The sequence below is a fragment of the Arenimonas caeni genome (assembly GCF_003024235.1).
GTDB lineage: Bacteria > Pseudomonadota > Gammaproteobacteria > Xanthomonadales > Xanthomonadaceae > Arenimonas > Arenimonas caeni.
In genome coordinates this window covers 1-25,911 of sequence record NZ_KZ679095.1, presented here as the reverse complement: position 1 = coordinate 25,911, position 25,911 = coordinate 1, and the positions used below count along the sequence as shown (strand labels likewise).

Sequence of the window (25,911 nt, the reverse complement as noted above, 5' to 3'; positions counted from 1 at the left end):
CGTCGCCCCCCGGGCGTTCAGAAGTCCACGTTCAGCGACAGCCACAGCCGGCGGCCGTCTTCGCTGTTGACGTAGGTGTTGGCGTACGACACCGCGCCGGTGCCGGCATTGCTGACGTAGGGTCGGTAGTCGACGAAATCCTTGTCGGCGAGGTTGTAGATGGCGGCGTTCAGGCGGACGGTGTCGCTGATGCGCCAAGTCGATGACAGGTGCAGCAGCGAATACGCCCTGAAGTCGCCCAGCTGGTCCTGGGCGGCACCGGCGCCGCGGTAGCGCTCGGAGCGGTACTCGCCGCGCAGCGAGAGGCTCAGGGCGTCGGTGGCGTCCCAGTGCAGGCTGGTGTTGAACATGTGCCGCGGGGTGTCGGCCAGCGGCTGGCCGGCGGCATCGCCGCTCTTTTGCTCGCTGTCGGTCCAGGTGTAGTTGGCCACCCACTCCCAGCGCTCGGCGAAGGGCAGGGTCAGGCCCAGCTCGGCGCCGCGGGTCACCGCTTCGTCGATGTTGATGCTCTGGCCGAAGGTGTCGACCAGCGGCCAGTAGCCCACGTCCACGCAGCCCGGGCGGTCCGGCGAGGCGGCGAAGCTGCAGTTGAACACCGGCACGCCGCGCGCGATCTTGTCCTGGAAATCGTTGTGGAACAGGCCGAAGGACGCGCTCATGCCGCTGGCGCCGGCGTAGTACAGGCCGATCTCGCTGGTGGTGCTGGTTTCCGGCTTCAGGTCCGGCGTGCCGATCAGCGGAATGCGGCCCTGGCCGCCGAAACCGTTGATGCCGTCGGTGAGCTGCTCGACGCGCGGCGTCTTGTAGCCCTGGCTGATGCCGCCCTTGAGCACCCAGCGCTCGCTGGCGTTCCAGACCAGATAGGCACGCGGGCTGGCGTGGCCGCCGAAGCTGCTGTGCTCGTCGTGGCGCAGGCCCAGGGTGAGCTTGAGGTCGTCGCGCAGCGTCCACTCGTCCTCCGCGAACAGCGCCCACTGCTCGAAGGCGAAGGATCCCGGCGCCACGCCGTCCTCCATGCCGGCGTCCCAGTACTGGCCGCCCACGCTGAACGTGTGATCGCCCACGCCGGTGACGAGCTTGGCATCGAACACGGTGTTGGTGGTTTCCAGCGTGCGCGGGCTGCCGGCGCCGGGCACGCCCGGCGGCACCAGGCGGCCGATGGTCTCGGTGGTCGAGTCCATCAGCGTGGTCTCGAGCGTGCCGATGCCCAGGCGCGCGGTCCAGGCCAGGGTGAGCTGGTCGCGGTGGTAGCGCTGCACCGGCGCGTAGCCGCCGCTGCCGAGCGTGCCGACCTGGCCGGCGCTGTTGTCGTAGCGCTGTCTGCCGCGCGTCGCCTCCAGCCACAGGTCGTGGTTGTCGCCGGCCATCAGCGACAGGCGCGCGCCGAGGTTGAAGTTCTCGTAGGCCACCGGGTTGGCGCCCATCCACGGCACCACGGTGTCGCCGCCCTGGTCGAGGTACTCGACGTCGGCGGCGCCGCGTTTGAACCAGCCGCCCCAGACCGAAAGGCCCAGCGGCGCCTTGCCCAGCGGGCCGGCGGCATAGACGTTGCCGCCGCTCATGTCGCCGAAGTCGTTGTCCTGCTGCAGCGTGCCCTCCAGCGCCAGCGCGCCGCTCCACTGGCTGCCGACCTTGCGGGTGATGATGTTCACCACGCCGCCCATCGCGTCCGAACCGTAGAGCGTCGACATCGGGCCGCGGATCACTTCGATGCGCTGGATCGCCGACAGCGGCGGGATGAAGTTGTTGGCGGTGCCGCCGAAGTTGTTCGGGGTGACGTTGCCGGCGGCGTTCTGTCGGCGGCCGTCGACCAGGATCAGCGTGTAGTCCGAAGGCATTCCGCGGATCGAGATGCTCGGCGCGCCGGTCTTGTCGACCGCGGCGCCGACGTCGATGCCCTCGACGTCGGCCAGAGCCTCGGCCAGGCCGTGCCAGGGTTTGGTCTCGAGCTGCTCGCGCGTGATGATGCTGATGCTCGCCGGCGCTTCCCGGATGACCTGCTCGAAGCCCGAGGCCGTCACCACCACCTCGTCGAGGGTGGCCGGCTCGGGAGCCGGGGCCGGCGCCGGCGCGGCCAGCGCCGGCAGGCTGGCCACGGCCAGGGAAACGGCAAGCACGAGGCGGCGGCGCGAAACGGCAGGCGCCGCCGGCGAAAGCAGGTTCGGAAGCATCGGAAGACCCTTGGTTTTGTTGTTGGCTGGGCCGTCGGAGGCTAGCTAATGCGAATCATTATCATTCGCGTGAGGCGGGATGACAAGCCCTTCACACCCCCTTGCCCGGGACGGACGCGGACTGCCGGTATGCTTGTGCCGGATGCGCGCCCCCCTCACCCGCCTGCTGCCAACGCTGTGCCTGGGCCTGCTGCTGGCGATGCCGGCGGCGGCGCTCGAGCTGGTGTCGGTGCGCGTGGAGGGCCTGGACGACCCCGCCCAGCGCAGCGACGTGCTGGCCGCCCTGTCGCTCGAGAAACTCAATCCGGCCCGGCGCCAGGGCCTGAGCGAGGCGCGGCTGTCCTACCTGCTGCGCCGGGCGCCGCGGGAGGCGCGCCAGGCGCTCGAGCCCTACGGGCACTACGAAGCGCAGGTTCAGACCGAGTTCGAGCGCGACGGCGAGCGCGTGTCGGTGCGCGTGCGCGTGGTGCCGGGCGAACCGGTGCGCGTGCGCAAACGCGAGATCACGATCAGCGGCCCGGGCGAGTCCGACGAGGTGCTGGCCCGCCGGATCGAACGCCTGCGCCCGCGCGAAGGCCAGCCCTTCGTGCATTCCGTGTACGAGGACGGCAAGGCCTCGGTGGACCGCCTGCTGGCCGCACGCGGCTATTTCCGCGCGCGCCTGGGCGCGCACCGGGTGGAAGTCACGCGCGCGGAGCGCGTGGCCGACATCGCCCTGGCCTGGGACACCGGCCCACGCCATTCGCTGGGCGAGGCGCGCTTCGAAGGCCACCCCTTCCGCGACGGCCTGCTCGACCACCTCGTGCCCTGGACCCCGGGCGAGCCCTATGACCAGGCGCAGTTGCTGAAGCTGCAGTCCTCGCTGGCGCAACTCGACTACTTCGCCGCCATCGACATCCACCCCGAGCCCGGCGAAGGCGAGGACCTGGAGGTGCCGGTGCAGGTGTCGCTCAGCCCGGCCAAGCGCAGCGTCTGGAGCGCCGGCGTGCGCTTCGGCACCGACAGCGGCCTGGGCCTGACCGGCGGCCTGGAGCGTCGCTGGGTGAACGACCGCGGCCACAAGCTCGACCTGCTCGCCGGCCTCGCGCAGCGCCGCAACGACCTCGCGGCCAGCTACCGCATCCCCGCCTTCCGCTGGGTCGACGGCTGGTATACCGCCAGCGCGCGCCTGCAGCAGGAAGAGGTCGATGGCATCAACAACGAACTGCTCGAGGTCACCGGCAGCCGCAGCGGCAGCATCGGCCGCTGGAACCTGGTGGCGGCGCTGAACCTGCGCCGCGAGCGCTTCGAAGACGCCACCACCGGCTTCGAATATGCCTACTCGACCCTGGTCTATCCCTCGCTCTGGGCACAGTGGAGCGAGGCCGACGACCCGCTCTACCCGCGCAGCGCGCGCGGCCTGACCGTGGAACTGCGCGCCGGCTCGACGGCGCTGGGCTCGGACATCGACTTCGTGCAGCTGCGCGCCGAGGGCAAGTGGATCCGCAGCTTCGGCCGCCGCAACCGCCTGCTGCTGCGCGCCGAGGCCGGCACCACGGTGAGCGACGAGTTCTCTTCCCTGCCGCCATCGCTGCGCTTCTACGCCGGCGGCGACCGCAGCGTACGCGGCTACGGCTACAAGGAAATCGGCCCGTCCATCATCGGCAGCAATGGCCGCAGCTATGTGTTCGGCGGCCAGCACCTGGCCGTGGCCAGCGTGGAGTTCGAGCGCATGTTCACCCGCAGCTGGGGCATTGCCTTCTTCGTCGACGCCGGCGACGCCTTCGAAAGCCGCGACAGCTTCGACCCACAGGTCGGCGCCGGCCTCGGCCTGCGCTGGCGCTCGCCGGTGGGCCCGGTGCGGGTGGACGTGGCGCACGGCTTCGGCTCCGACGCCGCCAACTCGGTGCAGCTGCACCTCAACATCGGTCCCGACCTGTGAACGCGCCCGCCGCACCGCGCTCGCGCCTTCGCCGCTGGTCGCTGCGGCTGGGCGCGGCCGGCTTCGCGCTGGGCGCGCTGCTGGGCGCCGTGCTGGCCTGGCTGCTGCTCAGCGCCGGCGGCCGCGACACGCTGCTGGCGCAGATCACCGCGCGCCTGCCGGAGGGTGCGCTGCAATGGGAGCGCGCCGAGGGTGCCCTGCGCGGGCCGCTGGTGCTGCACGGCGTGCGCTACGCGCAGGACGGCGTCGAACTGCGCGCACGCCGCCTGATGCTCGACCCCGACCTGCTGCCCCTGCTCGGCCGCCGCCTGCAGCTCGACGCGCTCGAGCTCGACGACGCCGTGCTGGTGCTGCCCGAGGCCAGGGACGAACCCTTCTCGCCGCCGGAGTGGCCCGGCGTGCTGCCGCGCATCCCGCTGCCACTGGACATCCGCAGCGCGCGCGTCGATGTCGCCGGGCTCGAGGTGATGCGAGGAGAGGAAGCGCTGCTTGCGCTCGACACGCTGGCCGCGCGCGGCCTGCACCTGGTGGACGAGGGCTTCACCCTCACCTCGCTCGACGCCAGCGGCACGCCCGGCCACCTGCAGCTCAAGGGCGAATACCGCCCCGCCCGCGACTACCGCAGCGCGCTCACTGCACGCTGGTCGCGACCGGCCACCGACGACTCGCCCGCCGCCGCGCTGCAGGCGTCGGTGCAGGGCCGCCTGCAGGACCTGCGCATCGAGGCCAGCGGCGAGCTGCCCGGTCGCAGCCAGCTCGCCGCCAGCGTGCAGGGCGACGCCGACGCACCGCGCTGGTCGCTGCAGGCCGGCTCGCAGGGCCTGGCGCCGGCGCTGCTGGGCCTGGCGCCCGGCGAGCACCTCGCCTTCGAGCTCAAGGCCGAAGGCACCGGCGGCGAGGCCGGCCTGTCGGGCCGGCTGGCCCGGGGCGAAACGACCGTTCAGCTCGCGCCCTCGCGCGTCTCGGTCGTCGACGACCGCCTGCGCCTGGACCCGCTCGATCTCGTGCTCGACGGCGGCGCGCTGCGGGTGACCGGCGAACTCACGCTCGACGACACGCTGCCCTTCGACCTGCGCGCCCGCACCGACGCCCTGCAGCTTCCCTCGGACGACCCGGCCGCGCCGGCCGTGGTGGCCCGCGGCGAGGCGCGCGTGCAGGGCGTCGCGGACGACTGGTCGCTCGACGCCGCCGCCACCCTGGCGCGCGACGGCGAGCAGGCCACGATCACGCTCGCCGGCCAGGGCGACCGCGAGCAGCTGCAGCTTGCACGGCTGCAGGCCGACACGCCCGGCGGCGGGCTGCAGGGCTCGGGCGCGCTGCGCTGGGCGTCCGCCACGGAACTGCGCCTGGATGCCAGGCTGCAGGCGCTCGACCCCGGCTACTTCCTGCCCGGCTACCCGGGCCGCCTCGACGGCGAGCTGGCGCTTCAGGCCACCCAGGACGAGGCCGGCCAGTGGCGTGGCCAGCTGCGGCTGCCCACGCTCTCGGGCCAGCTGCGCCAGCGGCCGCTGCTGGCGCGCGCCGACCTGCGCTTCGCACCCGGCGGCGGCGACGGCGAGGCCAGCATTCGCCTCGGCGACAGCGAGCTCGACGCGCGCGGCCGCTTCGGCGACGTCCACGACTTCGAGCTGACGATGTCGCCGCTGGCGTTGTCCGACCTCGCGGCGGGCGCGGCCGGCCGGCTCGAAGGCCGCCTGCGCGTGCGCGGCCCGGCCGCATCGCCGGGCATCTCGGCCGACCTGCGCGGCCAGGCCCTGGCCTGGGATGACCAGGAAGCCGCCAGCCTCACGCTGCGCGGCGACCTGCCGGCGCGCGGCGAGGGTGGCGAACTCACGCTGCGCGCCGCGGGCCTGTCGCTGTCGGGCCTGCAGGCCGACGAACTGGCGCTCGACGCCCGCGGTAGCCGCGCCCGGCTCGAACTGCAGGCGCAGGCCCATGGCCCGCACGGGCGGATGGCGCTGGCGGGCACGCTGGCGCAGTCCGGCGGCGATGCGGTGGGCACGCTCTCGCAGCTGCTGGTCGAGCCCGCCGTCGGCCCGCGCCTGGCGCTGCAGGCGCCGGCGGATTTCCGCGTCGGCCCCGCGCGCCTGCAGCTGGCGCGCGCCTGCCTGCGCGCGGGCGACACCGAGGGCCGGCTGTGCGTGCAGGCCGAAGGCAGTGCGCTCGACGTGGGCGGCGACGCGCTCCCGCTCGCGCTGGCCGCGCCCTGGCTGCCGGCCGACGAGGGCGTGCCGCTCACGCTCGACGGCACGGTGTCGCTGCAGGCGGCGCTGCGCCGCGACGGCGACGGCCAGTGGCGCGGCGACGGCCGGCTCGCGTCGGCGCGCGGCGCGCTGCGGCTCGACCCCGAGTCCCGGCGCGACCTGTTCGGCTACGAAAACCTGGTGGCCACGCTGCTCCTCGACGGCAGCGGCCTCGGAGTGAATCTCGAGGCCGCGCTCGCCGAGGGCGGGCGCCTTTCGGGCCGGCTGCAGCGCGGCACCGGCGACGACCCCGCGCTCGACGGCGAGCTGCGCCTGGATGCGCGCGAGCTCAGCTTCCTCGAGCTGTTCTCGGAGGACCTCGCTGCGCCCCGGGGCCGCCTGGCGGGCCAGCTGCAGCTGGCGGGCCGCGAGTCGGCGCCGGTGCTCTCGGGCCAGGCGCGGCTGGCCGGCTTCGCGGCCGAGCTGCCGGCGCTGGGCCTGAAGCTGGCCGAAGGCGATTTCGAATTCGACGGCCCGCCCGAAGGCCTGGCGCGGCTGTCGGGCAGCCTGCGCTCGGGCGAGGGCCGGCTGCGCGTGGACGGCAGCCTCGACCTGCGCGACCCGCAGGCGCCGCTGCAGCTCACGCTCGAGGGCGAGCGCGTCACCTTCGCCAGCACGCCCGAGCTCTACCTGATCGCCAGCCCGAAGCTGTCGCTGGCCTACGCTCAGTCGGTGCTGCGCGTGCGCGGCCAGGTGGACGTGCCCGAGGCGCGCGTGGACCTGGAGCTGCTCGATGGCAGCGCCAGCGTCTCGCCCGACGTGGTGGTGCTCGACCCGGTCGACCCCGACCGTGGCCCGCCGTTGCCGACCGACCTCGACGTGCGCGTGTCGCTGGGCGACGAGGTGAAGCTGCGCGGCTTCGGCCTCGACGGCCGCATGGGCGGCGCGCTCACGCTGCGCCAGCGCCCCGACCGCGCCGCCACCGCCTCGGGCACGCTCGACGTCACCGGCAGCTACCGCGCCTACGGCCAGGCGCTGGACATCCGCCGCGCCCGGCTCTCGTACACGGACTCGGCCTTCGACAACCCGGGCCTGGACATCCGCGCCGAGCGCAAGTTCGACGAGGTCACCGTCGGCGTGCAGGTGCGCGGCACCGCGCGCCGGCCGGAAACGACGGTCACGTCGGCGCCGGCGATGGACACGAGCGAGGCGCTGAGCTGGCTGGTGTTCGGCCGCCCGCTGCGCAGCACCAGCGGCGCCGAATCCCAGCAGCTCGACGCCGCGGCGATGGCCCTGGGCGCCGGCGGCAACCTGGTGGCCCAGCAAATTGGCGCCCGCCTGGGCCTGGACGAGGCCGGCGTGGCCGAATCGCGCAACCTCGGCGGCGCCGCGCTCACGGTCGGCAAGTACCTCTCGCCGCGCCTGTTCATCAGCTACGGCGTGTCCCTGGTCGGCACCGGCCAGGTCGTCACCCTCAAATACCTGCTCGCCCGCGGCTTCGACATCAGCGTCGAATCCGGCAACGAAAACGCCGCCTCCCTCAACTGGCGCCACGAACGCTAAGCCCCACCTGTAGGAGCGCCTTCAGGCGCGAAGCTCTTGTGGGAGGGTCTTCAGGCCCGACGCAATATTTTCTCCTGCCCCCTACGGCCGGGTGACTATCGGAGTGGCGCCGCCACCAGGGACGCGACTTGGTGGCGACTCGAAAGAGCTGCGGCGCGAACGACTGGTGCCTGCCGTTCGCTATTGATTTCCTTTCGGCCACGACGACAGGTTCGAGGAGGTGGCGTGCCTCCACTCGCGAAAGTCACGAGTCGCCAAAAAGCATAAATCGCAAAAGCTTCGCGCCTGAAGGCGCTCCTACACAGGGCGTGGCGGGGAGGCGGGAAAGAGAAAGGCCGCCCCGGGGGGCGGCCTTCTCATCGTGCAAAACGCGGCGGCGGTCAGAACGTGACGCGCAGGCCCAGGCTGCCGCTGTGGCGCTCCTGCTGGTCGTCGTTGAAACGACCGCTGTAGGCGGCGAAGGCGGTGATGTTCTCGCCCACCTGCCAGTTCAGGCCCAGCTCGGCGCTCATCCAGTCCTTGGACGGGGTGAAGCCCGGCATCGTGAAGCGGCCCGGCATCGAGTTCGAGCCGGCGTTGACGAAGACCTGGTTGTCCTCGGACTCCTCGTTGTAGGCCACGCGCACGAACGGACGGAAGTCGCCCGCGTTGCCCATCAGCTGGTAGCCCAGGCGGGTGACCATCGAGTCACGGTCGAAGCCGGCGTAGTTCATCGAGGTGGCGTAGCCGCTGTCCTCGGAGAAGCCGTCGACTTCCTGCTGCAGCCAGGTGGCCGCGGCGAACGGGCCGTGCTGCATGCTGCCGGTGTTCCAGAGCCAGCCGATGCCCAGCTCGGCGCCGAGGACGCTGGCGTTGGTGCCGCCGGTTTCCTCACGCACGTACGGGCCGAGCACGATCTCGCGGCTGACGTCGATGCTGGTGCTGCCGCCGCTGACCGCGCCGTGCACGTAGCCACCGCCGCCGAAGCGCAGGGTGCCGTGCAGCGAGGCGATCACCGAACGGCCGTCGAGGTTGCCGATGCCGGTGTCGGTGTCGTGGTTGCCCAGGGTGATGGCCAGGCCCCAGTAGGCGTTCTCGGAGTAGCGGTGGTTGGCGCCCAGGCTCAGGCTGAGCACGTCGGCATCGGCGCCCGGCACGGCGGCGCTGGCGTCGAAGTCCTGCTGGCCGTACTGCACCGTGGCGTAGCCGCGCACGCTGCCGACTTCGCGGTCGAGCTGGAAGTCCGACAGCATCTCGTCGTTGATGGCGCGCACGTGGTTCTCGTTGATCTGCACGCCGGCTTCGCCGGCCATCGAGAACTGCACCGGCGCGGCGATGGTGGTGATCACCACGTTGGCCAGCATCGCGTGCGCGGCGCCGCTCGGGTGCACGCCGTCGGCGAACAGGTAGGTCTCGTTGGTGCCGGGCTGGTAGGTCGCCGGCAGGCCGGAACCGGCCGGACCGCAGGCCACCGAGTTGGCCGGGGTGCAGGCCACGCCGGTGACGTTGGTGAAGCCGAAGCGCGTCGGGTCGGCGATGATCTCGCTGATCAGGCCGAAGGTGTTGACCGGGATGATGCCGTCGCCGAGCTGCTCGAGGCCGGCGTTGAGCGCCGAGTTGTACACCACCGTGATCTGCGAGACCGAGCCGGCGTTCGGCGTCGACCCGAACTGCGGCGTGGCGCCGAGGTTGGGCAGGTTGTAGACGATGATGTAGTTGGCGCCGGCGCCCTGCAGGCGCGCGATCTGCTGCACGTAGGCCGTCGCCGCGGCGACGGTGTTGGCCTGGGCGTTGAGCGGATCATTCGTCAGCGTGGCGAAGATGTCGTTGGCGCCGCCCCAGATGCTGTAGAGCGCGTTCGGGTCGGCCGTGCCGCCGGTCAGCGCGAGGTACTGCGAGACCTGGTCGCTGATGCGCGGCACCGGGTTGAGGCAGTCGCCGACCGGGTTCACGCAGGCGCCGCCCCAGGCGAAGTTCGGGCCACCGGACAGCGAGTTCAGGCCGGACTGGCCGAAGTAGGCGGCGATGATCTCGGCCGCGACCGGATCCGGGTTGGTGGTGAAGCTGTTGCCAGCCGGCAGGCCGCTGAACTGGGCGATGTTGCCCGAGTCGCTCAGGCTGTCGCCGAACACGTAGAAGCCGGTGAACTCCTGGGCCTGGACGGTGCCGGCGCAGGCAAGCGCCAGGGCAAGGGCGCCGGCGAGCTGGTGGGTACGGGGCATTGGTTTGACTCCTCGGGAAACTTATGGGTGACGCGGTGAGTATCGCGCCCACATTAAATCAAAGCCCGGCTCCATACCACTGGGTAGGGTCAGGGCGTGGCCACCGCGCCGCGCAGCCCGGGGCGGCCGTCCACCACCTCGGTCCAGGCCAGCCAGGCGGCGCCGTCGCGCAGCTGCAGGCGCGGGAAGCCGGTGGCCCGGCCGCGGCCGGCGATGTCGGCGACCTTGCCGCGCCACTGCTCGGCCTGCAGCCCGTGGTCGAATCGGGCCAGCCACAGCGACTGCGCGCCCGCGTGCTCCTCGACCCAGCTGACCCAGACGCCGGCGGCGTCGGCGGCGATGTCCACGCGCCCCTGCGGCGCATCGCCGCGGGCCAGTTCGCGCATCCGGCCGAAGCTGTGGCCAGCGTCGTCCGAGCGGGCGATGCGCACCGACGGCGTGCCGCCGGGGGCGGTGTACCACGCCACCCAGGCCTGCCCGCCGCGCGCGGCGATCGCCGGACCGTTGACCGGGCAGGCCGGCATCATCCACTGGTCGTCGTGCACCTTTACCGGCGTGGTCCAGGCACCGTCGGCGTAACGCGCCACGGCGATGTCGCGGATCTCGCGTTCGCCGCGGTCGCGATAGGCCAGCAGCACCGCGTCGCCGGCCACCGCGCTGTCGGTCTGGCAGCAGTCGCAGGTGCTGGCGTCGAGTTCGTGCTCGGCCTGCTTGCCGGCTTTTTCGTAACGGGCCGCGCGCAGGGTCATGGCGCCGGCGTGGCCGTGGTGCCCGCCCCCGCCGGTATGCCGGCCATCGAGCCAGGCGATGCCCAGCCCCCCACCCGGCTGTGGCCAGAGCGTGGCGAATCCGTGTTCGGTCGGCGTGCCGTCGTCGTGCACCACGCCCTGCGGCGCCCAGCTGCGGCCGCCATCGAAGGACGCATGCAGGCGCACGTCGTAGGCATAGGTCGCCTCGCCGTTCTTGACCAGCGCGTGCGCCCACACGCTGCCGTCGTCGAGCGCCTGCAGGGCCGGGAAGTCGGCCCAGTTCACGAACCAGTCCCCGCCCTCGGCGATCGGGCGCGCGCCCAGCCAGCCCTCGGTGGCGTCGTGGCGGTCGAACATCAGCCGGTGTCCGCCGCCTTCGCGCCGCTCGATCCAGCTCAGCAGCAGGTCGCCGTCGGGGGCGACCGAAAGATTGGGCTGCGCCGAGCCGGGCGGCGCCGGCAGCGCCCAGGATTCTACGGTGGTGGCCTGCAGCGGTAGCGGCAGGGCGAGCAGCAGCGTGGCGAGGCTCTTCATGCCGACAATCTAGTCGCCGGGCGCGTCCACGTCACCGTGGCGATAGCCGGCGTGTTCGTGCAGCGCCGCCAGCTGTGCGCGGAAACGCCTGGCTTCCCAGGCCACCAGCCGCCAGCCCAGGTCCAGCAGCAGGGCGAAGCCCAGGCCACCGACGATGCCTCCGACCACCAGGGCATTGATGTGCGTGCCCACCGCACTGGCACCCTCGCCGTACCCCGTGAGCCCGATCAGCCAGCTGCCCAGTTTGTGCGTGGCGTAGTAGATCGGCCCGAGCGTGAACGGGTTGGTCACCATCTGCAGCGCGGCCATCACCGTGAGGTTGCCGCGCAGCCACACCGCCAGCGCCAGGCCGATGGCCAGCTGCAGGCCGTACACCGGCATCAGCGCCAGCACCGCCCCCGAATAGAGCGACACCAGCACGTGCGGGCGCTTGAACGACCACAGGTAGGGCCGCTTGCGCGCGGCCTCGGCGAACCATTTCACCACCGGGTAGCGCGCCACGTTGGCGCGCCGGGGCAGCGGTCGAAGCCAGCGGCGCAGGCGGCGTCGGCGCGCCAGCCAGCGGCGGTGCAGCGGATGCGAACGGACGGGCATCGACGGTTCGCGCCGCCTCAGGCGACGCGCTGGCCCTTGCGCCGGGCCAGCGCGACCAGCAGCAGCGAAATCGCCGCCGGCGTCATGCCGGGGATGCGCTGGGCCTGGCCGATCGTCTCGGGCCGCACCTGCGCCAGCTTGGCCTGCAGCTCCGCCGACAGGCCAGGCAGCCCCGCATAGTCGAAGTCCGCGGGCAGGCGGGTGTCTTCGTGCCGGCGCTGGCGCTCGATCTCCTCGCGCTGGCGTTCGACGTAGCCGGCGTACTTCACGCCGATCTCCACCTGCTCGGCCACCGCGGCATCATCCACGCCCGGGCCCAGGCCCGGCACGGCGGCGAGCGCGGCGTAGTCGAGCTCCGGCCGCTTCATCAGGTCCAGCGCCGTGCCCTCGCGGCTGGGTGCGATGCCGGTGGCGGCCTCGAGCGCCTGCGCGAGCGCGCCGCCCGGCGCCACCCAGATCGCCTGCAGGCGCGCGCGTTCGGCGGCGATGGCCGCGGCCTTGCGCGACCACGCGTCCCAGCGCGCGTCGCACACCAGGCCCAGCTCGCGGCCGACCGGCGTCAGGCGTTCGTCGGCATTGTCCTCGCGCAGCTGCAGCCGGTACTCGGCGCGGCTGGTGAACATGCGGTAGGGCTCGGTGGTGCCGTGCGTCACCAGGTCGTCCACCAGCACGCCGAGGTAGGCCTGGTCGCGGCGCGGCGACCAGGGCTCGCGCTGCATCACGTGGCGCGCGGCGTTGAGGCCGGCCAGCAGGCCCTGGGCCGCCGCCTCCTCGTAACCGGTGGTGCCGTTGATCTGGCCGGCGAAGAACAGGCCTTCGACCGCCTTGGTCTCCAGCGACGCATTGAGCCCGCGCGGATCGAAGTAGTCGTACTCGATGGCGTAGCCCGGACGCGTGATCACCGCGTTCCCGAAGCCGCGGATCGAGCGCACCAGCGCGAGTTGCACGTCGAAGGGCAGCGAGGTGGAGATGCCGTTGGGGTAGATCTCGATGGTGTCCAGGCCCTCGGGCTCGACGAACACCTGGTGCGAGGCCTTGTCGGCGAAGCGCACCACCTTGTCCTCGATGCTCGGGCAGTAGCGCGGGCCCACGCCCTCGATCGCGCCCGAATACATCGGCGAGCGATCGAGCCCGCCGCGGATGATCTCGTGCGTGCGCTCGTTGGTGTGCGCGATCCAGCACGAGACCTGGCGCGGGTGCTGCTCGCGGCTGCCCAGGAAGGAGAACACCGGCCGCGGCTCGTCGCCGGGCTGCTCGGCCATCACCGAGTAGTCGAGCGTGCGGCCGTCGATGCGCGGCGGCGTGCCGGTCTTGAGCCGGTCGACCACGAACGGCCCCTCGCGCAGGCGCTGGGCCAGGGTGGTGGCCGGCGCCTCGCCGGCGCGGCCGCCCGGATGGTTCTGCAGCCCCACGTGGATGCGCCCGGCCAGGAAGGTGCCGGCGGTGAGCACCACCGCGGCCGCCTCGAAGCGCAGGCCCGACTGGGTGATGGCGCCGCGCACGCGGCCGCCCTCGATCACCAGGTCGTCCACCGCGGCCTGGAACACCGTCAGGTTCGGCTGGTGCTCCACCATGCGCCGGATCGCCGCCTTGTAGAGCGCGCGGTCGGCCTGGGCGCGGGTGGCGCGCACGGCCGGGCCCTTGCTGGCGTTGAGCGTGCGCCACTGGATGCCGGCGGCATCGGCCGCCATGGCCATGGCGCCGCCCAGCGCGTCGATCTCGCGCACCAGGTGGCCCTTGCCGATGCCACCAATGGCCGGGTTGCAGCTCATCTGGCCGATGGTCTCGATGCTGTGGGTCAGCAGCAGCGTGCGCGCGCCCGCCCTCGCCGCAGCCAGCGCGGCTTCGGTACCGGCATGGCCGCCACCGATGACGATCACTTCATGGCTGAGCATGGGCGGGGGTCCTTCGCATGGGCCGCGATTATCCCGCGCGGGCGCCGGGGCTGCACCCTTGGCCACGGGTTGGCACGCTTCGTGCTTTGACTATGGGGCACCTACCACGGCCAACGCCGGGGGGCGTCGACCAGACTGAACAGGGGCTGGTCAGGCGCGTGGTAGGGATGCCAGGGCCTGGCGCTCCCGGGGGGGAGCGCCAGGCCCTTTTTTTGGCTCGATTCCGGCCGGCCGGTGCAAACACGGCGCCAGAGGGAGAAAGTCGGCGCCCGGCGGGTCTTGGAACAGGGGGAATCCAGGGGACCTGATGCCGGGCGCCGAACAGAGGGTTCCTGAGCGTTCGCGTCGCAATGTGACGCTGAAGGTCAGTCGGCGGGCCAAGAATGCGACGGCCCAAACCGCAGTGCAATGCCGCGGGGCACCGCCTGGCCTAGTCCTCGCGGTCGGATGTTCTGTTCTGTGACGCAGGTCTCACTTGAGGCGCCGGGCGCGGCGACGGCGCGGAGCGCGGCGGCGGAGCAACCCGGGGCGACGGCGCTGAACGCGGCGCCGGGGCAACCCGCGGCGAGGGCGCCGAACGCGGGGTGTAGTCCGCCGACGGGGCCCGACGCGGCGCTGGCACCTGGCGGGGCATCGTGCCCGTCCCGGGTTCAGCCCGCTGCGCCGGGTAACGCATCTGCGGGCCACGGGCGTTGGCCGGCGCCGGGCGCACCGGCATGCCCACGCGGCTCGGCCGTTCCACGGCCGGCTCGGCCTCGCGAGGCGCCGGGCGCTCGATCCGATCTTCGATATCGCGCGGCGCCGGGCGGCCCAGCCGGCCTTCGATCTTGCCCGGGGCCGGGCGACCCAGGCCGGTGGCCGGCGTGCGGCGCCCCGACCCCGGCCGGATCTCTCCGGTCGGGCCCTTTTCGCCGATCGGATCCGGCGTGCGGCGACCGGACTCGGCCGGCGAGGGCCGACGCTGGAAACGCTCGCGATCAACGTTCCGTTCCTCGCCCGGGGCGACCTTCTCGCCCGGAATGTAGCGGCGCTCGCGCTCGATCCGGCCCAGGTTGGTGTCCTGGCGCTCTTCACGACGCTCGATGCGGTCGCGGCGGTCGTCACGGCGGTCGTCGCGACGGTCGCGGCGGCGATCGTCGTGGCGGTAGCCGTAGTGGCTGTCGTACCAGCGGTGGCGGTTGTTCCAGCGGTAGCCGCCGTACCAGCCCCAGTTGCTCCAGCCCCAGCTGTGGCCCAGCGAGAAGCTCCAGCCCGGGGCGTAGTAATAGGGGTAATAACCACCCCAGGCCGGCACGCAGCCGTAGTAGCTGCGGCAGCGGTAGCGGTCCAGGCCCCAGAACGGCGTGTAGCCGTAACCGAAGCCGTAGGGATAGGCGTAGGTGTAGTCGTAGTCGTAACCGGTGTCGGCGCCGTAGTAGTAGTCACCCTCGCCCTCGTAGGCGGGGTAGTAGTAGTCGCCGTCGGCGTAGACCGCGCGATCCTGGTAGTAGCCATCGCCATAGGTGGCGCAACCCGACAGCAGCAGGAGCGTGGCGAAAGCGGCAAGAATGCGTTTCATGGCGGATCCCCCCAGGATGCTCGGGTAGTCTTGGCCCGGGGCGGTGAATCCGCCCTTAATTCAAAGGTGTCGCGGCCATGCTAACGTGCGCGCCCTTCATATCGCGCGAAGACACGCACATGTCCATGCACCAGGCCTCCGGACGCTGGAAACTCGGCCTGCTGCTGGCCCTGGTGACGGCCGCGTGCTGGGCCACCCTGCCGGTGGCGCTCAAGCTCACGCTCGAGCAGCTCGACCCCTACACCCTCACCTGGTTCCGCTTCCTGCTGGCGGCCGGCGTCATGCTGGCCTGGCTGGCCGCGCGCGGCGGCCTGGGCGGCTTCGCCCGGCTCGACCGGCGGCGCTGGTGGCTGCTGGCGGTGGCCGGCCTGTGCCTGATCGGCAACTACGTGCTCTACCTGCTGGGCGTGCAGTACACCTCGCCCGCCAACGCCCAGCTGCTGATCCAGCTGGCGCCGCTGCTGATGGCGCTGGGCGGCATCGTCGTTTTCGGCGAGCGTTTCAACGGCTGGCAGTGGGCCGGCCTGGCCGTGATCGTCGCCGGCCTGGGCCTGTACTTCCGCGACCAGCTGTCGGGCGGCCTGCCGCCCGGCGGCGAGGGCTACCTGCTGGGCTCGGCCCTGGTGGTGCTGGCGGCCGTGGTCTGGGCGGTTTATGCACTGGCGCAGAAGCAGCTGCTGCTGCGCCTGTCCTCGCCGGCGATCCTGCTGGCGATCTACGTGCTGGCAAGCCTGGTGCTGCTGCCGGTGGCGAAGCCGGCCTCGCTGCTGGCGCTCGACGGCCTGCACTGGGGCCTGCTGCTGTACTGCGCGGTGAACACCCTGGTGGCCTACGGCGCCTTCGCCGAGGCGCTGGCGCACTGGGAGGCCTCGCGCGTGTCGGCCATCCTGGCGACCACGCCGCTGCTGTGCCTGGGCGCGGTGGGCCTGGTGCACTCGATCTGGCCCACGGCCATCGCCCCGGAAACCGTCGGCCTGGCCGGCTGGGTCGGCGCCGGCCTGGTGGTGCTGGGTTCGACCCTGGCCAGCCTGATGGGCCAGCGCAGGCGCGCCGGCTGATCAGCCCAGCAGGCGCTCGAGCAGGTCGCGCCCGTCGGGCGATCCGAGCTTGCCTTCCAGCGCGGCCAGCGCCTCGCGGGCCGGGCCGCGGTGCGGCGCCGTCCAGCGCCGCCAGCTTTCGAACGCGCCCAGCAGCCGCGCCGCCACCTGCGGGTTGATGGCGTCGAGCGACGCCACCTGCGTGGCGACCAGGCGATAGCCCGCACCGTCGCGACGATGGAAGCCCAGCGGGTTCGAACGCGCGAAGCTGCCCAGCAGCGCGCGCACGCGGTTGGGGTTGGTGGCCTTCCACCAATTCGAAGCCATCAATGCCTCGACGTCGGCGAGCGCCTCCGGATGCGGGCGGGTCGCCACCAGGGCGATCCACTTGTCCGTGACCAAAGGATCGTGACGGAACTGCTGCTGGAACGCCGCCAGCGCCGCCTCGGCGCCCGGCGCCTGGAAATGCAGCAGGCAGCGCAGCGCGGCGAGCCGGGCGGTCATGGTGTTGGCGGCGGCGAACTGCGCCTCGGCCAGGGCCGCCTGCGGGTCGAGCCGGGTCAGCCACGACAGGCAGGCGTTGCGCAGCGCGCGCGCCGACATCTCCGGGCCATCGAGGCCGCCGGCGGCGACGTCGGCCAGGGCTTCGTAGCGCGACTGCAGGCGCTCGACCTGGTCCTCGGCCAGCCGGTCGAGCAGTTCCTCGCGGCGGCCAACCAGTGCTTCGACGTCCACCTCGTCGACCTGCTCGGCCAGCGTGTCGAAATCCGGCAGCGCCAGGCATTCGGCCACGAAGGCCGGGTCGGCCGAGGTGTCTTCGAGCAGGTCGGCCAGCACGTCCGACAGGGTCTGCGTGGCGGCCTCGGCGTGCGCGGCACCCAGCAGGGCGTCGGTGGCCAGGCGCTGCAGCAGGTCCCAGCGGTTGAAGGCATCGCGCTCGAGCCGGGCCAGCCGGGCCAGCTCGTCGACGCTGTAGTCGACCTGCAGCTTCACCGGCGCGGCGAAGCCGTGGTTGAAGGCGGGCAGCGGCCGCCCGCGCAGGCCGCGCCAGCGCAGCACGTGGCGGGCGGCGGTGAGTTCGGCCATGCCCTCGCGCACCACGGCGTCGGCTTCCGGCGGCGTCGTGATCTCGCCGCCGTCGGCGTCGTAGAGCGCGAAGCGCAGCGGGATCAGCAGCGGCTGCTTTTCCGGCTGCCCCGGCGTGGCCGGCGTGTGCTGGTCGATGGTGAGCGTGTAGTCGCCGCTGGCGGCGTCGAAATCGGCGCGGATGGCCAGCTCGGGCGTGCCCGCCTGCGCGTACCAGCGGGCGAACTGGGCCAGGTCGCGGCCGCTGGCGGCGGCGTGCGCGGCCAGGAAATCCTCGAGCGTGGCGGCCTTGCCGTCGTTGTCGGCGAAGTAGCGGTCCATGCCGGCGCGGAAGGTGTCCTCGCCCACCAGCGTGTGCAGCACGCGGATGATCTCGGCGCCCTTCTCGTAGATGGTCAGCGTGTAGAAGTTGCTGATTTCCTTGTACCGGTCCGGCCGCACCGGGTGCGCGAGCGCGCCGGCGTCCTCGGCGAACTGCCGGCCGCGCAGCAGCCGCACCACCTCGATGCGCTTGAGCGCACGCGAATGCAGGTCGGAGCTGAACTCGGTGTCGCGGAAGACCGTGAGGCCTTCCTTGAGCGAAAGCTGGAACCAGTCGCGCAGGGTGACGCGGTTGCCCGACCAGTTGTGCAGGTACTCGTGCGCCACCACCGATTCGATGGCGAGGAAGTCGGCATCGGTGGCCGTGGCCTCGTCGGCCAGGATGTAGCGGGCGTTGAAGATGTTCAGGCCCTTGTTCTCCATCGCGCCCATGGTGAAGTCCTGGGCGGCGACGACGTTGAACACGTCCAGGTCGTAGCCGCGGCCGAAGCGCCGTTCGTCCCAGCGCAGCGAGCGATCCACCGCGCCCAGGGCGTAGCGGCAGCGTTCGACGTCGCCTGGTTCGGCCCAGACGTTGAGCTCCACCTCGCGGCCCTCGGCGGTGCGCAGCGTCTTCGTGACGCGGCCGAGCTCGCCGGCGGCGATGGCGAACAGATAGGCCGGCGTCGGGTGCGGGTTCTCCCACACAGCTTCGTGCCGGCCATCCCCGAGCCCGCGGCTCGACACCGGGTTGCCGTTGGCCAGCAGCACCGGGAAGGCGTCGCGCGCCGCGCGCAGGGTGATGCGCCAGCGCGGCATCACGTCGGGCCGGTCGGCCATGAAGGTGATGCGCCGGAAGCCCTGCGCCTCGCACTGGGTAAGCAGCAGCCGGCCGCTCTGGTACAGCCCCTCGAGACGGGTGTTGGCGTCCGGGTGGATGCGCACACGGGTGCGCAGCTCGCAGGCGCGGCCCGGGTCCAGGATCGTCAGCTGGTGGCCATCGTAGGCGTACCCGTCGCCGCCCAGGGCGCGGCCGTCGAGTTCGATGGCCAGCAGCTCCAGGCCCTCGCCGTCGAGCGTGACCGGCTGGCCGGGCCGGGCCGGGTCGGGCTCGAGCGAAAGCACCGACTCGACCGTGGTGGCCGCGGGGTCGAGCTCGAAGACGAGGCCGGCGTGCAGGACGCGCCAGGCCGGCGCACGGTAATCAGCGAGGTGGACGAAGCCATCGCCCCGGGAAAGGCTCATCGGACGGGGTTTCCGCAAGGTTTAACGAACTGGCTGCTAGGCTAGCACGCGACCACTGAACGACCCGTCCATGGACACCCGGCTACCCACCTTCGACGACGTGCTGGCCGCCGCCGCGCGCATCGCCCCGCATGCCAACCACACCCCCGTGCTGCGCTCGCGCTCGCTCGACGCGCTGGCCGGCGCGCAGCTGCATTTCAAGTGCGAACACCTGCAGCGCATCGGCGCCTTCAAGTTCCGCGGCGCCTGCAACGCCGTGCAGGCGCTCGACGCCGATACCGCCGCCCGCGGCGTCGTCACGCATTCCTCCGGCAACCACGGCGCGGCGCTGGCCCTGGCCGCCCGCGAACGCGGCATCCCGGCACACGTGGTGGTGCCCGAAGGCGCCAACGCCGTGAAGCTCGCCGCGATCGAAGCCTATGGCGCCAACGTGCACCGCTGTGCCGCCAACCAGGCCGCGCGCGAGGCCACGGCCGCCCGCATCGTCGCCGACACCGGCGCCCGCCTGGTGCACCCCTATGCCGACCCGGACGTGATCGCCGGCCAGGGCACGGCCGCGCTCGAGCTGCTCTCGGAAGCCGGGCCACTCGACGCACTGGTCACCCCGCTCGGCGGCGGCGGCCTCACCTGCGGCAGCGCCCTGGTGGCCGCCGCCCGCGGCGGCGCGGCCGTGTTCGGCGCCGAACCGGCCGGCGCGCCGGATGCCTTCGAATCGCTGCGCCAGGGCCGCCATGTCACCGAACTCGTGCCCGACACGCTATGCGACGGCCTGCGCGCCACCGTCGGTTCGCCCAACCTGGCCCTGATGCAGCAGCTGCGCGTGCAGGCGCTGCTGGCCACCGACGCCGAAGTGGTGGCCGCCATGCGCCTGCTCTGGGGCCGGCTCAAGCAGGTGGTCGAGCCTTCCGCCGCCATTGCCCTGGCCGTGGTCCTGAAACATCCGGAACACTTCGCCGGCAAGCGCGTCGGCCTTATCCTTTCCGGCGGCAACGTCGATCTCGACGCCCTGCCCTGGTGAACCGAGGAAACCCCATGATCGTCGACGGCAACCGCCTCTCCGACCGCGCCATCGAACTGGTGCTGGCCTACTACACCGCCTTCAACCGCGGCGACCGCGAAGCCATGCTCGACCTGCTGGCCGATGACGTCGCCCACGACGTCAACCAGGGCGGACGGGAAACCGGCAAGGCCGCCTTCACCGCCTTCCTCGGGCGCATGGACCGCTGCTACCGCGAGCAGCTGCGCGACATCGTGGTGATGGCCAACGAATCCGGCGACCGCGTCGCCGCCGAGTACGTGGTGCACGGCGAGTACCTGGCCGACGACACCGGCCTGCCCCCGGCGCACGGCCAGAAGTACGTGCTGCCCGGTGGCGCCTTCTTCGACGTGCGCGACGGCCTCATCGCCCGCGTGACGAACTACTACAACCTCGAAGACTGGATCGCCCAGGTCTCGAAGTGACGCCCGACTGGCGCACCACGCTGGCCTCGCCCGGCTTCCGGGTGGCGGTGGTGGCGCTGCTTCTGGCCTTCGGCCTGATGGGCGCGCGCGCCATCTGGGATCCGGACGAAGGGCGCTACACGAATGTCGCGCTGACCATGCTCGACACGGGCAACTTCGTCGACCTCTCGCGCCACCACGAAACTGGGCACTGGACCAAACCCCCGGTGACCTATTGGGCCATCGCCGCAAGCGTCGCCACCTTCGGCGCCAACCCCTGGGCCGCGCGGCTGCCGGCGGCCCTGGCCTTCCTGGCCTGCACCTGGCTGGCCTGGCGGGTGGCGCGGCGCCTGCAGCCGGGGACCGAAGCCACCGCCGCACTGGCCTTCGCCACCATGCTGCTGCCCTTCGGGGCCGCCAACCTGATCACCACCGACTTCCTGCTCGCCGCCTTTCAGGGCCTGGCGATGTGGGCCTGGGTCGAGTCGCGCTTCGGTCCGCGCGAACACGCCGGGCGCTGGCTGGTGCTGATGTGGGCGGGCTTCGCCATCGCCTTCATGACCAAGGGGCCGCCGGCCCTGCTGCCGCTGCTGGCCGTGGTGGCGATGCAGTGGCTGGCACCCGCGCCCGAGCGGCGCAGCCTGCGCGCCTGGTGGACGGGCGCGCTGCTGTTCGTGTTGCTGGCCCTGCCCTGGTACCTGGTGGTGGTGCTGCGCCACGAGGGCCTGCTTTCCTATTTCCTGGGCACCGAAGTCGTGGCCCGCATCGCCAGCGACAAGCTGCACCGCAACCCGCAGTGGTACGGCTGGCTGCTGGTGTACGGCCCGACCCTGCTGCTGGGCAGCCTGCCCTGGACCGGCGTGGCCTGGCGCGCCCTGCGCAGCGGCCTGCGGCGCGCGCGCACCTGGCGCGACGCGGCCACGCGCCGTGCCGACGCCCCGTTGCTGGCGCTCTGGCTCTGGTTGCTGCTGCCGCTGATCGTCTTCTGCATCGCCCGCTCGCGGCTGCCCCTGTACGTGCTGCCCCTGTTCGTGCCGATCGCCGTGCTGGCAGCCAGGCAGTGGCAGGCCGAGGGTCGTGGCCCGCTGCGACTGCGCTGGCTCGGCCTGCTGGTCGTGTGCCTGCTGGCGCTGCGTTTCGGTACGGCGCTGTGGCCGACCTCGAAGGACGCCGGGCGCTGGGCGGACGAACTGTCGTCGCGCGTCGACCACCCCGTCGAGGAAGTGGTGTTCGTCGAGGACATGGCCCGCTACGGGCTGCACCTGCACATGGGCGCGGCGGTGGAAAAGGTCTCGCTCGAACCGGTGCCGCGCGAGCGCTTCGGCGCCGACTTCGACTCCAGCTTCGCCGGCGAGCTGCTCGAGCGCGAAGACGCCGTCTGGGTGACCAAGCAGGCGATGTTCCCGATGCTGGTCGATCGCGCCGCGGCGCTGGGCTTCCGGCTGGTGCCGCTGGGCGAGCCCTACCAGGGCCGGGTCATCTTCCGGGCCGAGCCCGGCGCCTGAGCCATCACACGCCGTCGGGCAGCTTCGATGCCATCTGCCGGCGGCGGTCGTAGCGGCGGCCGTCGGCGACGAAGCGGCCGTCACCGATGGCGTGCAGCAGGCGTGTTTCCTTGCGGCCGGTCGACAGGTGCGCCGCCACCGCCTCGAGCACGACCAGGTCGTGGCGGGGAATGAACTCGACCACCCGGCAGAGGTTGTGCCGGCCGCGGTCGTGCGTGGCCAGCAGCACGACCGGGCCGGGCTCGATGTAGGTAAAGGCCTTCGCCAGCGGCAGCGGCCGCCGTGCATGCGCTCTCGTCGCGGGCCTCGTCGCCATGCCTGCCCTACTCCCCGATCGCTCCCCACCAGCACGATTCCAGCCGTCCGGGCAGTCGTGCCCCGTCGGCATCTTCTTCCGGCCCGAAGCTGGCGACCAGGCCGCAGGGCGCCTCGTGCCCGTCGATCCCCAGCGGACAGTCGCCGCCGGTGCTGAAGTAGTACTGGCCCTCGGCCGGCGAGTAGTCGGGCTCGCCCATCAGCCGCTCCAGCGCCTCCCGGGTCATGCCCGGGCGGACGTCCAGCACCTTCGCCGGCAGCAGCGCTTCCGGGCCGTCCACGAGGCAGGCCGCTTCCGGCCGCACCGGCTGGCAGCCGGCGAGCAGGGCCGTCGCCGCCGCGGCCAACAGGCCGAAACCCCGCAAGCGCGAAGCCGCCGCGTTTCCCATGGTCAGGCCATCATGCCGATCAGCAGGAACAGCAGGGTGATGGCCACCGTACCCACCGAGAAAACCACGCCCAGCACCGCGAACACCTTCCTCCGGTCCCGCTGGAACAGGCCGCCGACCCCCAGGCCCAGCGCGACCAGGTCCATGAGCAGGAAGGCGATCAGGAACAGCCCGACCAGCATCGCCTCCACCGAATTTTCATCCATGCCGCCGGGCGTCGAGGTTTCCAGCACCCCCGCGATCACGAACAGCAGGAACATGAGCACGCCGATGGCCGTGCTGATGATGAACGACGAAATGCCAAGCCCCGAATGCCTCATTTCCACGAAACCACCCCCTGTTGGTTTTACTTCACGCAGGCAAGGACGGTGTACGCCTCCCCACCCGCATCGTAGCGCTCCTCGTGCACCTCCAGGCCGGCCTCGCGCAGGACGCGGCGCCAGGTCGCCAGGGGGAACAGGCCCATTGTCCAATGATCGGTCTCGACCCGGAGCTTTCCGTGCTCCCGGATGAGATAGAGCACCGTCGTTTCATACTGGCCGTCGTCCGGATCGGGGTCGTAGACGTTCTCGACGAAGACGACGTCCGGCTCGTCCGGCGCCCCGGTGCGCATGGCTGGCGTTGCGGTGGTCCGGTTCTGCTGGAAATTCTCCACCGTCACGTCCGGGGTCACGACCATCACCCCGCCGGGCCGGAGGTGGTCGGCGGCGGTGCGCAGGGCCGCCTCGAAGTCCCCGGGGCTGGCCATGTAGGACATCGCATCGTCCATCAGGATCGCATCGAAGGTCCTGCCCAGCCGGAAGCTGCGCATGTCGCCCAGGACGAACTCGCATTCGGGATTGAGCGCCTGCGCCTGGGCCAGCATGACGGGGCTCAGGTCCAGGCCGGTGACTTCGTACTTGCGCTTCAGGTTCAGGACGTTCTTGCCGCCGCCGCAGCCGATGTCCAGCAAGGTGGTGGCCGGGATCCTGGCGTACCGGCCGACCAGCCGCGAGACGAACTCACAGTAATGCGCGTACTCGGTGGTGGCGTCGCCCCACCTGGGCCAGAGCCATGCCAGGTCCGTGTACAGCCGCGAGGTGTTCTTCATGCGCTTCCCCTAGATCCAACGCCTGACCTCTGAAAGGTAGGAAGCATACGGGGCGCCGAACTTGGCAAGCAGGGCGCGTTCCTCGGGAAGGATCTGGAACCTTGTGATGTAAGCGCAGAAAAGCACCACCGACACCGCGGTGAGCGGGTTGCCCAGGAAGACGCACCACGCCAGCAACAGCAGGGCCATGCCCAGGTACATCGGATTGCGCGAAAAGCGATAGGGGCCGGCGAGCACCACTGCGCTGGAGCGACCGGGCGCCAGGGGATTGACCGTGGTCCGTGCCGAACGAAAGGCAAACAGGGCCCAAAGGTCGAGGCCTGCGCCAAGCAGGGCGAGGACCCCGGCGGCGGCCGCCTGGAGCGGCCAATCAAAATCGAACCGGGGCGTCAGCCATGAAACCGCCCAGGCCAGGGCGGCGCACGAAAGCCCGATGATCGGGGGTGGGATCTTGTGGTCGAGCACGGACATGGCTCCTGAAGTCCTTTCGGGCAAAGGCTCAGGCGCCAGCCCGTAGATGCGAGAGACGACGTCTTCATTCGCTTTGCTGGACTGTTCCACGGACTCTCCTCGATGCGCATTCTGCCTGGGCCGGGCCGCGCCGGAGGCTTGGGCCTTAACGCTAGTTGGGCCCGCCATGGTCCACCGAGGGTGGACGCCTTGGGACATAGAGCGAGAATAGCGTCAGGAACACCCCCGCCGCAGCCAGGCAGCCGCCGTAGAATCGCGCGCGGTCCCTGGTGACGACCTCGGCGGTCTTGAGGCCGCGAAAGACACCCGGCCTGGAATTTCCGTGGTGGACCACGATCTCCGGCGGCACTGAAATGGCCAGAACACCTGCGATAAACAGGGCAGCGCCCAGGAGAAGGCCAGGCTTGTTGGCAGTTCGAAAATCGAGCTTCATGGCTGTCACCCGGGATGAAATTGGCAGTGGAAACGGCCGGGCCGTGGACCACGCGACACCGTGGGATGCGGATTCAACTGCGCAAGGGCAACGCGGCGCCGATGGCGACAAATGCACCGCCACAAACACGATTGAAACGACTTCCCACCCTGCGGAGCCAGGGACGAAGACGATGCGCTGCACTTGCCAGGGCGAACTCCGTGACGATCTCGACCAGCGCGAACGTGCCTGCCATGACCATGAACTGCACGAGCAGATTTCGTTCAGGGTCGAGGAACTGAGGCAGGAAGGCGGCGAAGAAGAGCAGGCCCTTGGGGTTGGTCACTGCGGACAGTGCGCCTTGCCGGAGCATTTCGCCAGAAGAAAGCTCCGAGGACTGCCGCCCGGGTTCGAGGTCTACTGGCGGAGACCTCCAGACCTGCACCCCGAGGTAGACAAGATAGGCGCCACCAGCCCACTTGAGCACGACCAGCCAGACTATCGATGACTGCAGCAAGGCACCGATCCCGAACATGGACAGCCCGATCAGCGCCACGAAACCGACCGAACCACCAACGATGGTGTTCAAGGTCTTTCGATGGCCGTAGAGCGCGCCATGGGTCAGCGCAAGCAGCCCGTTCGGCCCCGGCGACAACGACAACCCGACTGCCGCTGCGAGATAGAGTAGCCAGGTGGTGGGATCCATGGGATACACAGGTTTTGCTGTTGGTGGGTTGGAGGACGCGTAGCCGCGCCCCTGGGGCTCGGTAACGCGTACGTCTGCCCAAGGGGTACGGATCCGGCAGCTTAACGAATGGTCAGGTTTCGCGCTCCAGGAGCTGTTTGAGCACCACCGCCTGGTTGTGCAATTGGTCCTTCGCCGCGTACACAAGTGTGAGATCGCCTTGGCGCGCGAGCGCTTGAAGCTCAGGCCATGCGGGATTGTCCTCCAGCTCGGCGCGATACCGCTTCCTGAACTCAGTCCATTTCTCCGGATCATGGCCAAACCACCGGCGAAGCTCCGCAGAGGGCGCGACCTCTTTCAGCCAGAGATCGATCCTGGCTGTTGCCCTGCCCAAACCCCGTGGCCAGAGACGATCCACGAGAATTCGTTGGCCATCGTGCTTGGCGGGTAATTCGTAAGCTCGCTTCAGCATGACGTTCACGACCCAGCCTCCCGTGCGTAACCCAACACCTGAATTAAGCCGAGCCGCGAAGCGGCTTCGGCTTGAATGAGTAAAAAGGAAACTCC

At 71.2% G+C, this 25,911-nt stretch carries 21 protein-coding genes; 6 read left to right on the top strand and 15 right to left on the bottom strand.

What is annotated here, in order from left to right:
* Positions 1-17: 17 nt before the first annotated feature.
* The gene (locus C6N40_RS10910) at positions 18-2,171 is read right to left on the bottom strand and encodes a TonB-dependent receptor domain-containing protein (protein WP_106991060.1); all 2,154 of its coding nucleotides are present in this window, start codon (positions 2,169-2,171) and stop codon (positions 18-20) included.
* A gap of 142 nt (positions 2,172-2,313) precedes the next feature.
* Here C6N40_RS10910 and C6N40_RS10905 point away from each other — a divergent pair, with 142 nt between their 5' ends.
* Both C6N40_RS10905 and C6N40_RS10900 read left to right on the top strand, forming a co-directional pair.
* Positions 2,314-4,092, top strand: coding sequence for an autotransporter assembly complex protein TamA (locus C6N40_RS10905; RefSeq protein WP_106991059.1), 1,779 nt, complete (start codon positions 2,314-2,316; stop codon positions 4,090-4,092).
* Complete coding sequence (locus tag C6N40_RS10900; protein WP_106991058.1) at positions 4,089-7,838, top strand: translocation/assembly module TamB domain-containing protein; 3,750 nt, start codon at positions 4,089-4,091, stop codon at positions 7,836-7,838. The genes C6N40_RS10905 and C6N40_RS10900 overlap by 4 nt, the downstream gene beginning before the upstream one ends.
* Positions 7,839-8,218: 380 nt before the next feature.
* Here C6N40_RS10900 and C6N40_RS10895 read toward each other — a convergent pair whose 3' ends face one another.
* The 5 genes from C6N40_RS10895 to C6N40_RS14325 form a co-directional block, all read right to left on the bottom strand.
* A complete protein-coding gene (locus tag C6N40_RS10895; RefSeq protein WP_106991057.1) occupies positions 8,219-10,039 on the bottom strand; it encodes an autotransporter domain-containing protein in 1,821 nt (606 codons plus the stop codon).
* An 89-nt stretch (positions 10,040-10,128) separates the two neighbouring features.
* Positions 10,129-11,322 (bottom strand): sialidase family protein, encoded by a 1,194-nt coding sequence (locus C6N40_RS10890; protein ID WP_106991056.1) that lies wholly within the window; start codon positions 11,320-11,322, stop codon positions 10,129-10,131.
* 9 nt (positions 11,323-11,331) lie between these two features.
* Positions 11,332-11,916: a DUF2062 domain-containing protein gene (locus C6N40_RS10885; RefSeq protein ID WP_106991055.1), complete on the bottom strand. Its 585-nt coding sequence runs from the start codon at positions 11,914-11,916 to the stop codon at positions 11,332-11,334.
* Between the two features lie 17 nt (positions 11,917-11,933).
* Positions 11,934-13,811: a tRNA uridine-5-carboxymethylaminomethyl(34) synthesis enzyme MnmG gene (mnmG, locus tag C6N40_RS10880; RefSeq protein ID WP_106991054.1), complete on the bottom strand. Its 1,878-nt coding sequence runs from the start codon at positions 13,809-13,811 to the stop codon at positions 11,934-11,936.
* A 430-nt stretch (positions 13,812-14,241) separates the two neighbouring features.
* On the bottom strand, positions 14,242-15,369 hold the full coding sequence (locus C6N40_RS14325) for a hypothetical protein (protein ID WP_205208598.1): 1,128 nt from the start codon (positions 15,367-15,369) through the stop codon (positions 14,242-14,244).
* Between the two features lie 119 nt (positions 15,370-15,488).
* Here C6N40_RS14325 and C6N40_RS10870 point away from each other — a divergent pair, with 119 nt between their 5' ends.
* Positions 15,489-16,427: a DMT family transporter gene (locus C6N40_RS10870; protein WP_106991053.1), complete on the top strand. Its 939-nt coding sequence runs from the start codon at positions 15,489-15,491 to the stop codon at positions 16,425-16,427.
* Here the strand turns inward: C6N40_RS10870 and pepN are convergent, their stop codons facing one another.
* Positions 16,428-19,037: an aminopeptidase N gene (gene pepN / locus C6N40_RS10865; RefSeq protein WP_106991052.1), complete on the bottom strand. Its 2,610-nt coding sequence runs from the start codon at positions 19,035-19,037 to the stop codon at positions 16,428-16,430.
* Positions 19,038-19,107: 70 nt separating this feature from the next.
* On the opposite strand from pepN, the gene C6N40_RS10860 reads away from it, so the two are divergent.
* The 3 genes from C6N40_RS10860 to C6N40_RS10850 are packed head-to-tail and all read left to right on the top strand — an operon-like array spanning position 19,108 to position 21,982.
* Complete coding sequence (locus C6N40_RS10860) at positions 19,108-20,055, top strand: pyridoxal-phosphate dependent enzyme (protein WP_106991051.1); 948 nt, start codon at positions 19,108-19,110, stop codon at positions 20,053-20,055.
* A gap of 14 nt (positions 20,056-20,069) precedes the next feature.
* Positions 20,070-20,498 (top strand): ketosteroid isomerase-related protein, encoded by a 429-nt coding sequence (locus C6N40_RS10855; RefSeq protein WP_106991050.1) that lies wholly within the window; start codon positions 20,070-20,072, stop codon positions 20,496-20,498.
* Positions 20,495-21,982, top strand: a complete 1,488-nt coding sequence (locus C6N40_RS10850) for an ArnT family glycosyltransferase (protein WP_240183506.1) — start codon at positions 20,495-20,497, stop codon at positions 21,980-21,982. Before C6N40_RS10855 ends, C6N40_RS10850 begins: the two co-directional genes overlap by 4 nt.
* Positions 21,983-21,986: 4 nt before the next feature.
* On the opposite strand, the gene C6N40_RS10845 is transcribed toward C6N40_RS10850, so the two are convergent.
* The 8 genes from C6N40_RS10845 to C6N40_RS10815 form a co-directional block, all read right to left on the bottom strand.
* The gene (locus C6N40_RS10845; protein WP_106991049.1) at positions 21,987-22,298 is read right to left on the bottom strand and encodes a hypothetical protein; all 312 of its coding nucleotides are present in this window, start codon (positions 22,296-22,298) and stop codon (positions 21,987-21,989) included.
* 7 nt (positions 22,299-22,305) lie between these two features.
* Positions 22,306-22,686 (bottom strand): hypothetical protein, encoded by a 381-nt coding sequence (locus C6N40_RS10840; protein ID WP_106991048.1) that lies wholly within the window; start codon positions 22,684-22,686, stop codon positions 22,306-22,308.
* A 2-nt stretch (positions 22,687-22,688) separates the two neighbouring features.
* Positions 22,689-23,006: a hypothetical protein gene (locus C6N40_RS10835; RefSeq protein WP_106991047.1), complete on the bottom strand. Its 318-nt coding sequence runs from the start codon at positions 23,004-23,006 to the stop codon at positions 22,689-22,691.
* 26 nt (positions 23,007-23,032) lie between these two features.
* Positions 23,033-23,776 (bottom strand): class I SAM-dependent methyltransferase, encoded by a 744-nt coding sequence (locus C6N40_RS10830; protein ID WP_106991046.1) that lies wholly within the window; start codon positions 23,774-23,776, stop codon positions 23,033-23,035.
* 9 nt (positions 23,777-23,785) lie between these two features.
* A complete protein-coding gene (locus C6N40_RS10825; RefSeq protein WP_106991045.1) occupies positions 23,786-24,247 on the bottom strand; it encodes a methyltransferase family protein in 462 nt (153 codons plus the stop codon).
* Between the two features lie 151 nt (positions 24,248-24,398).
* A complete protein-coding gene (locus C6N40_RS14110; protein ID WP_162782197.1) occupies positions 24,399-24,680 on the bottom strand; it encodes a hypothetical protein in 282 nt (93 codons plus the stop codon).
* A 73-nt stretch (positions 24,681-24,753) separates the two neighbouring features.
* The gene (locus C6N40_RS10820) at positions 24,754-25,365 is read right to left on the bottom strand and encodes a LysE family translocator (RefSeq protein ID WP_106991044.1); all 612 of its coding nucleotides are present in this window, start codon (positions 25,363-25,365) and stop codon (positions 24,754-24,756) included.
* A gap of 112 nt (positions 25,366-25,477) precedes the next feature.
* Positions 25,478-25,816 (bottom strand): DUF488 domain-containing protein, encoded by a 339-nt coding sequence (locus C6N40_RS10815; protein WP_106991115.1) that lies wholly within the window; start codon positions 25,814-25,816, stop codon positions 25,478-25,480.
* Positions 25,817-25,911: the final 95 nt, after the last annotated feature.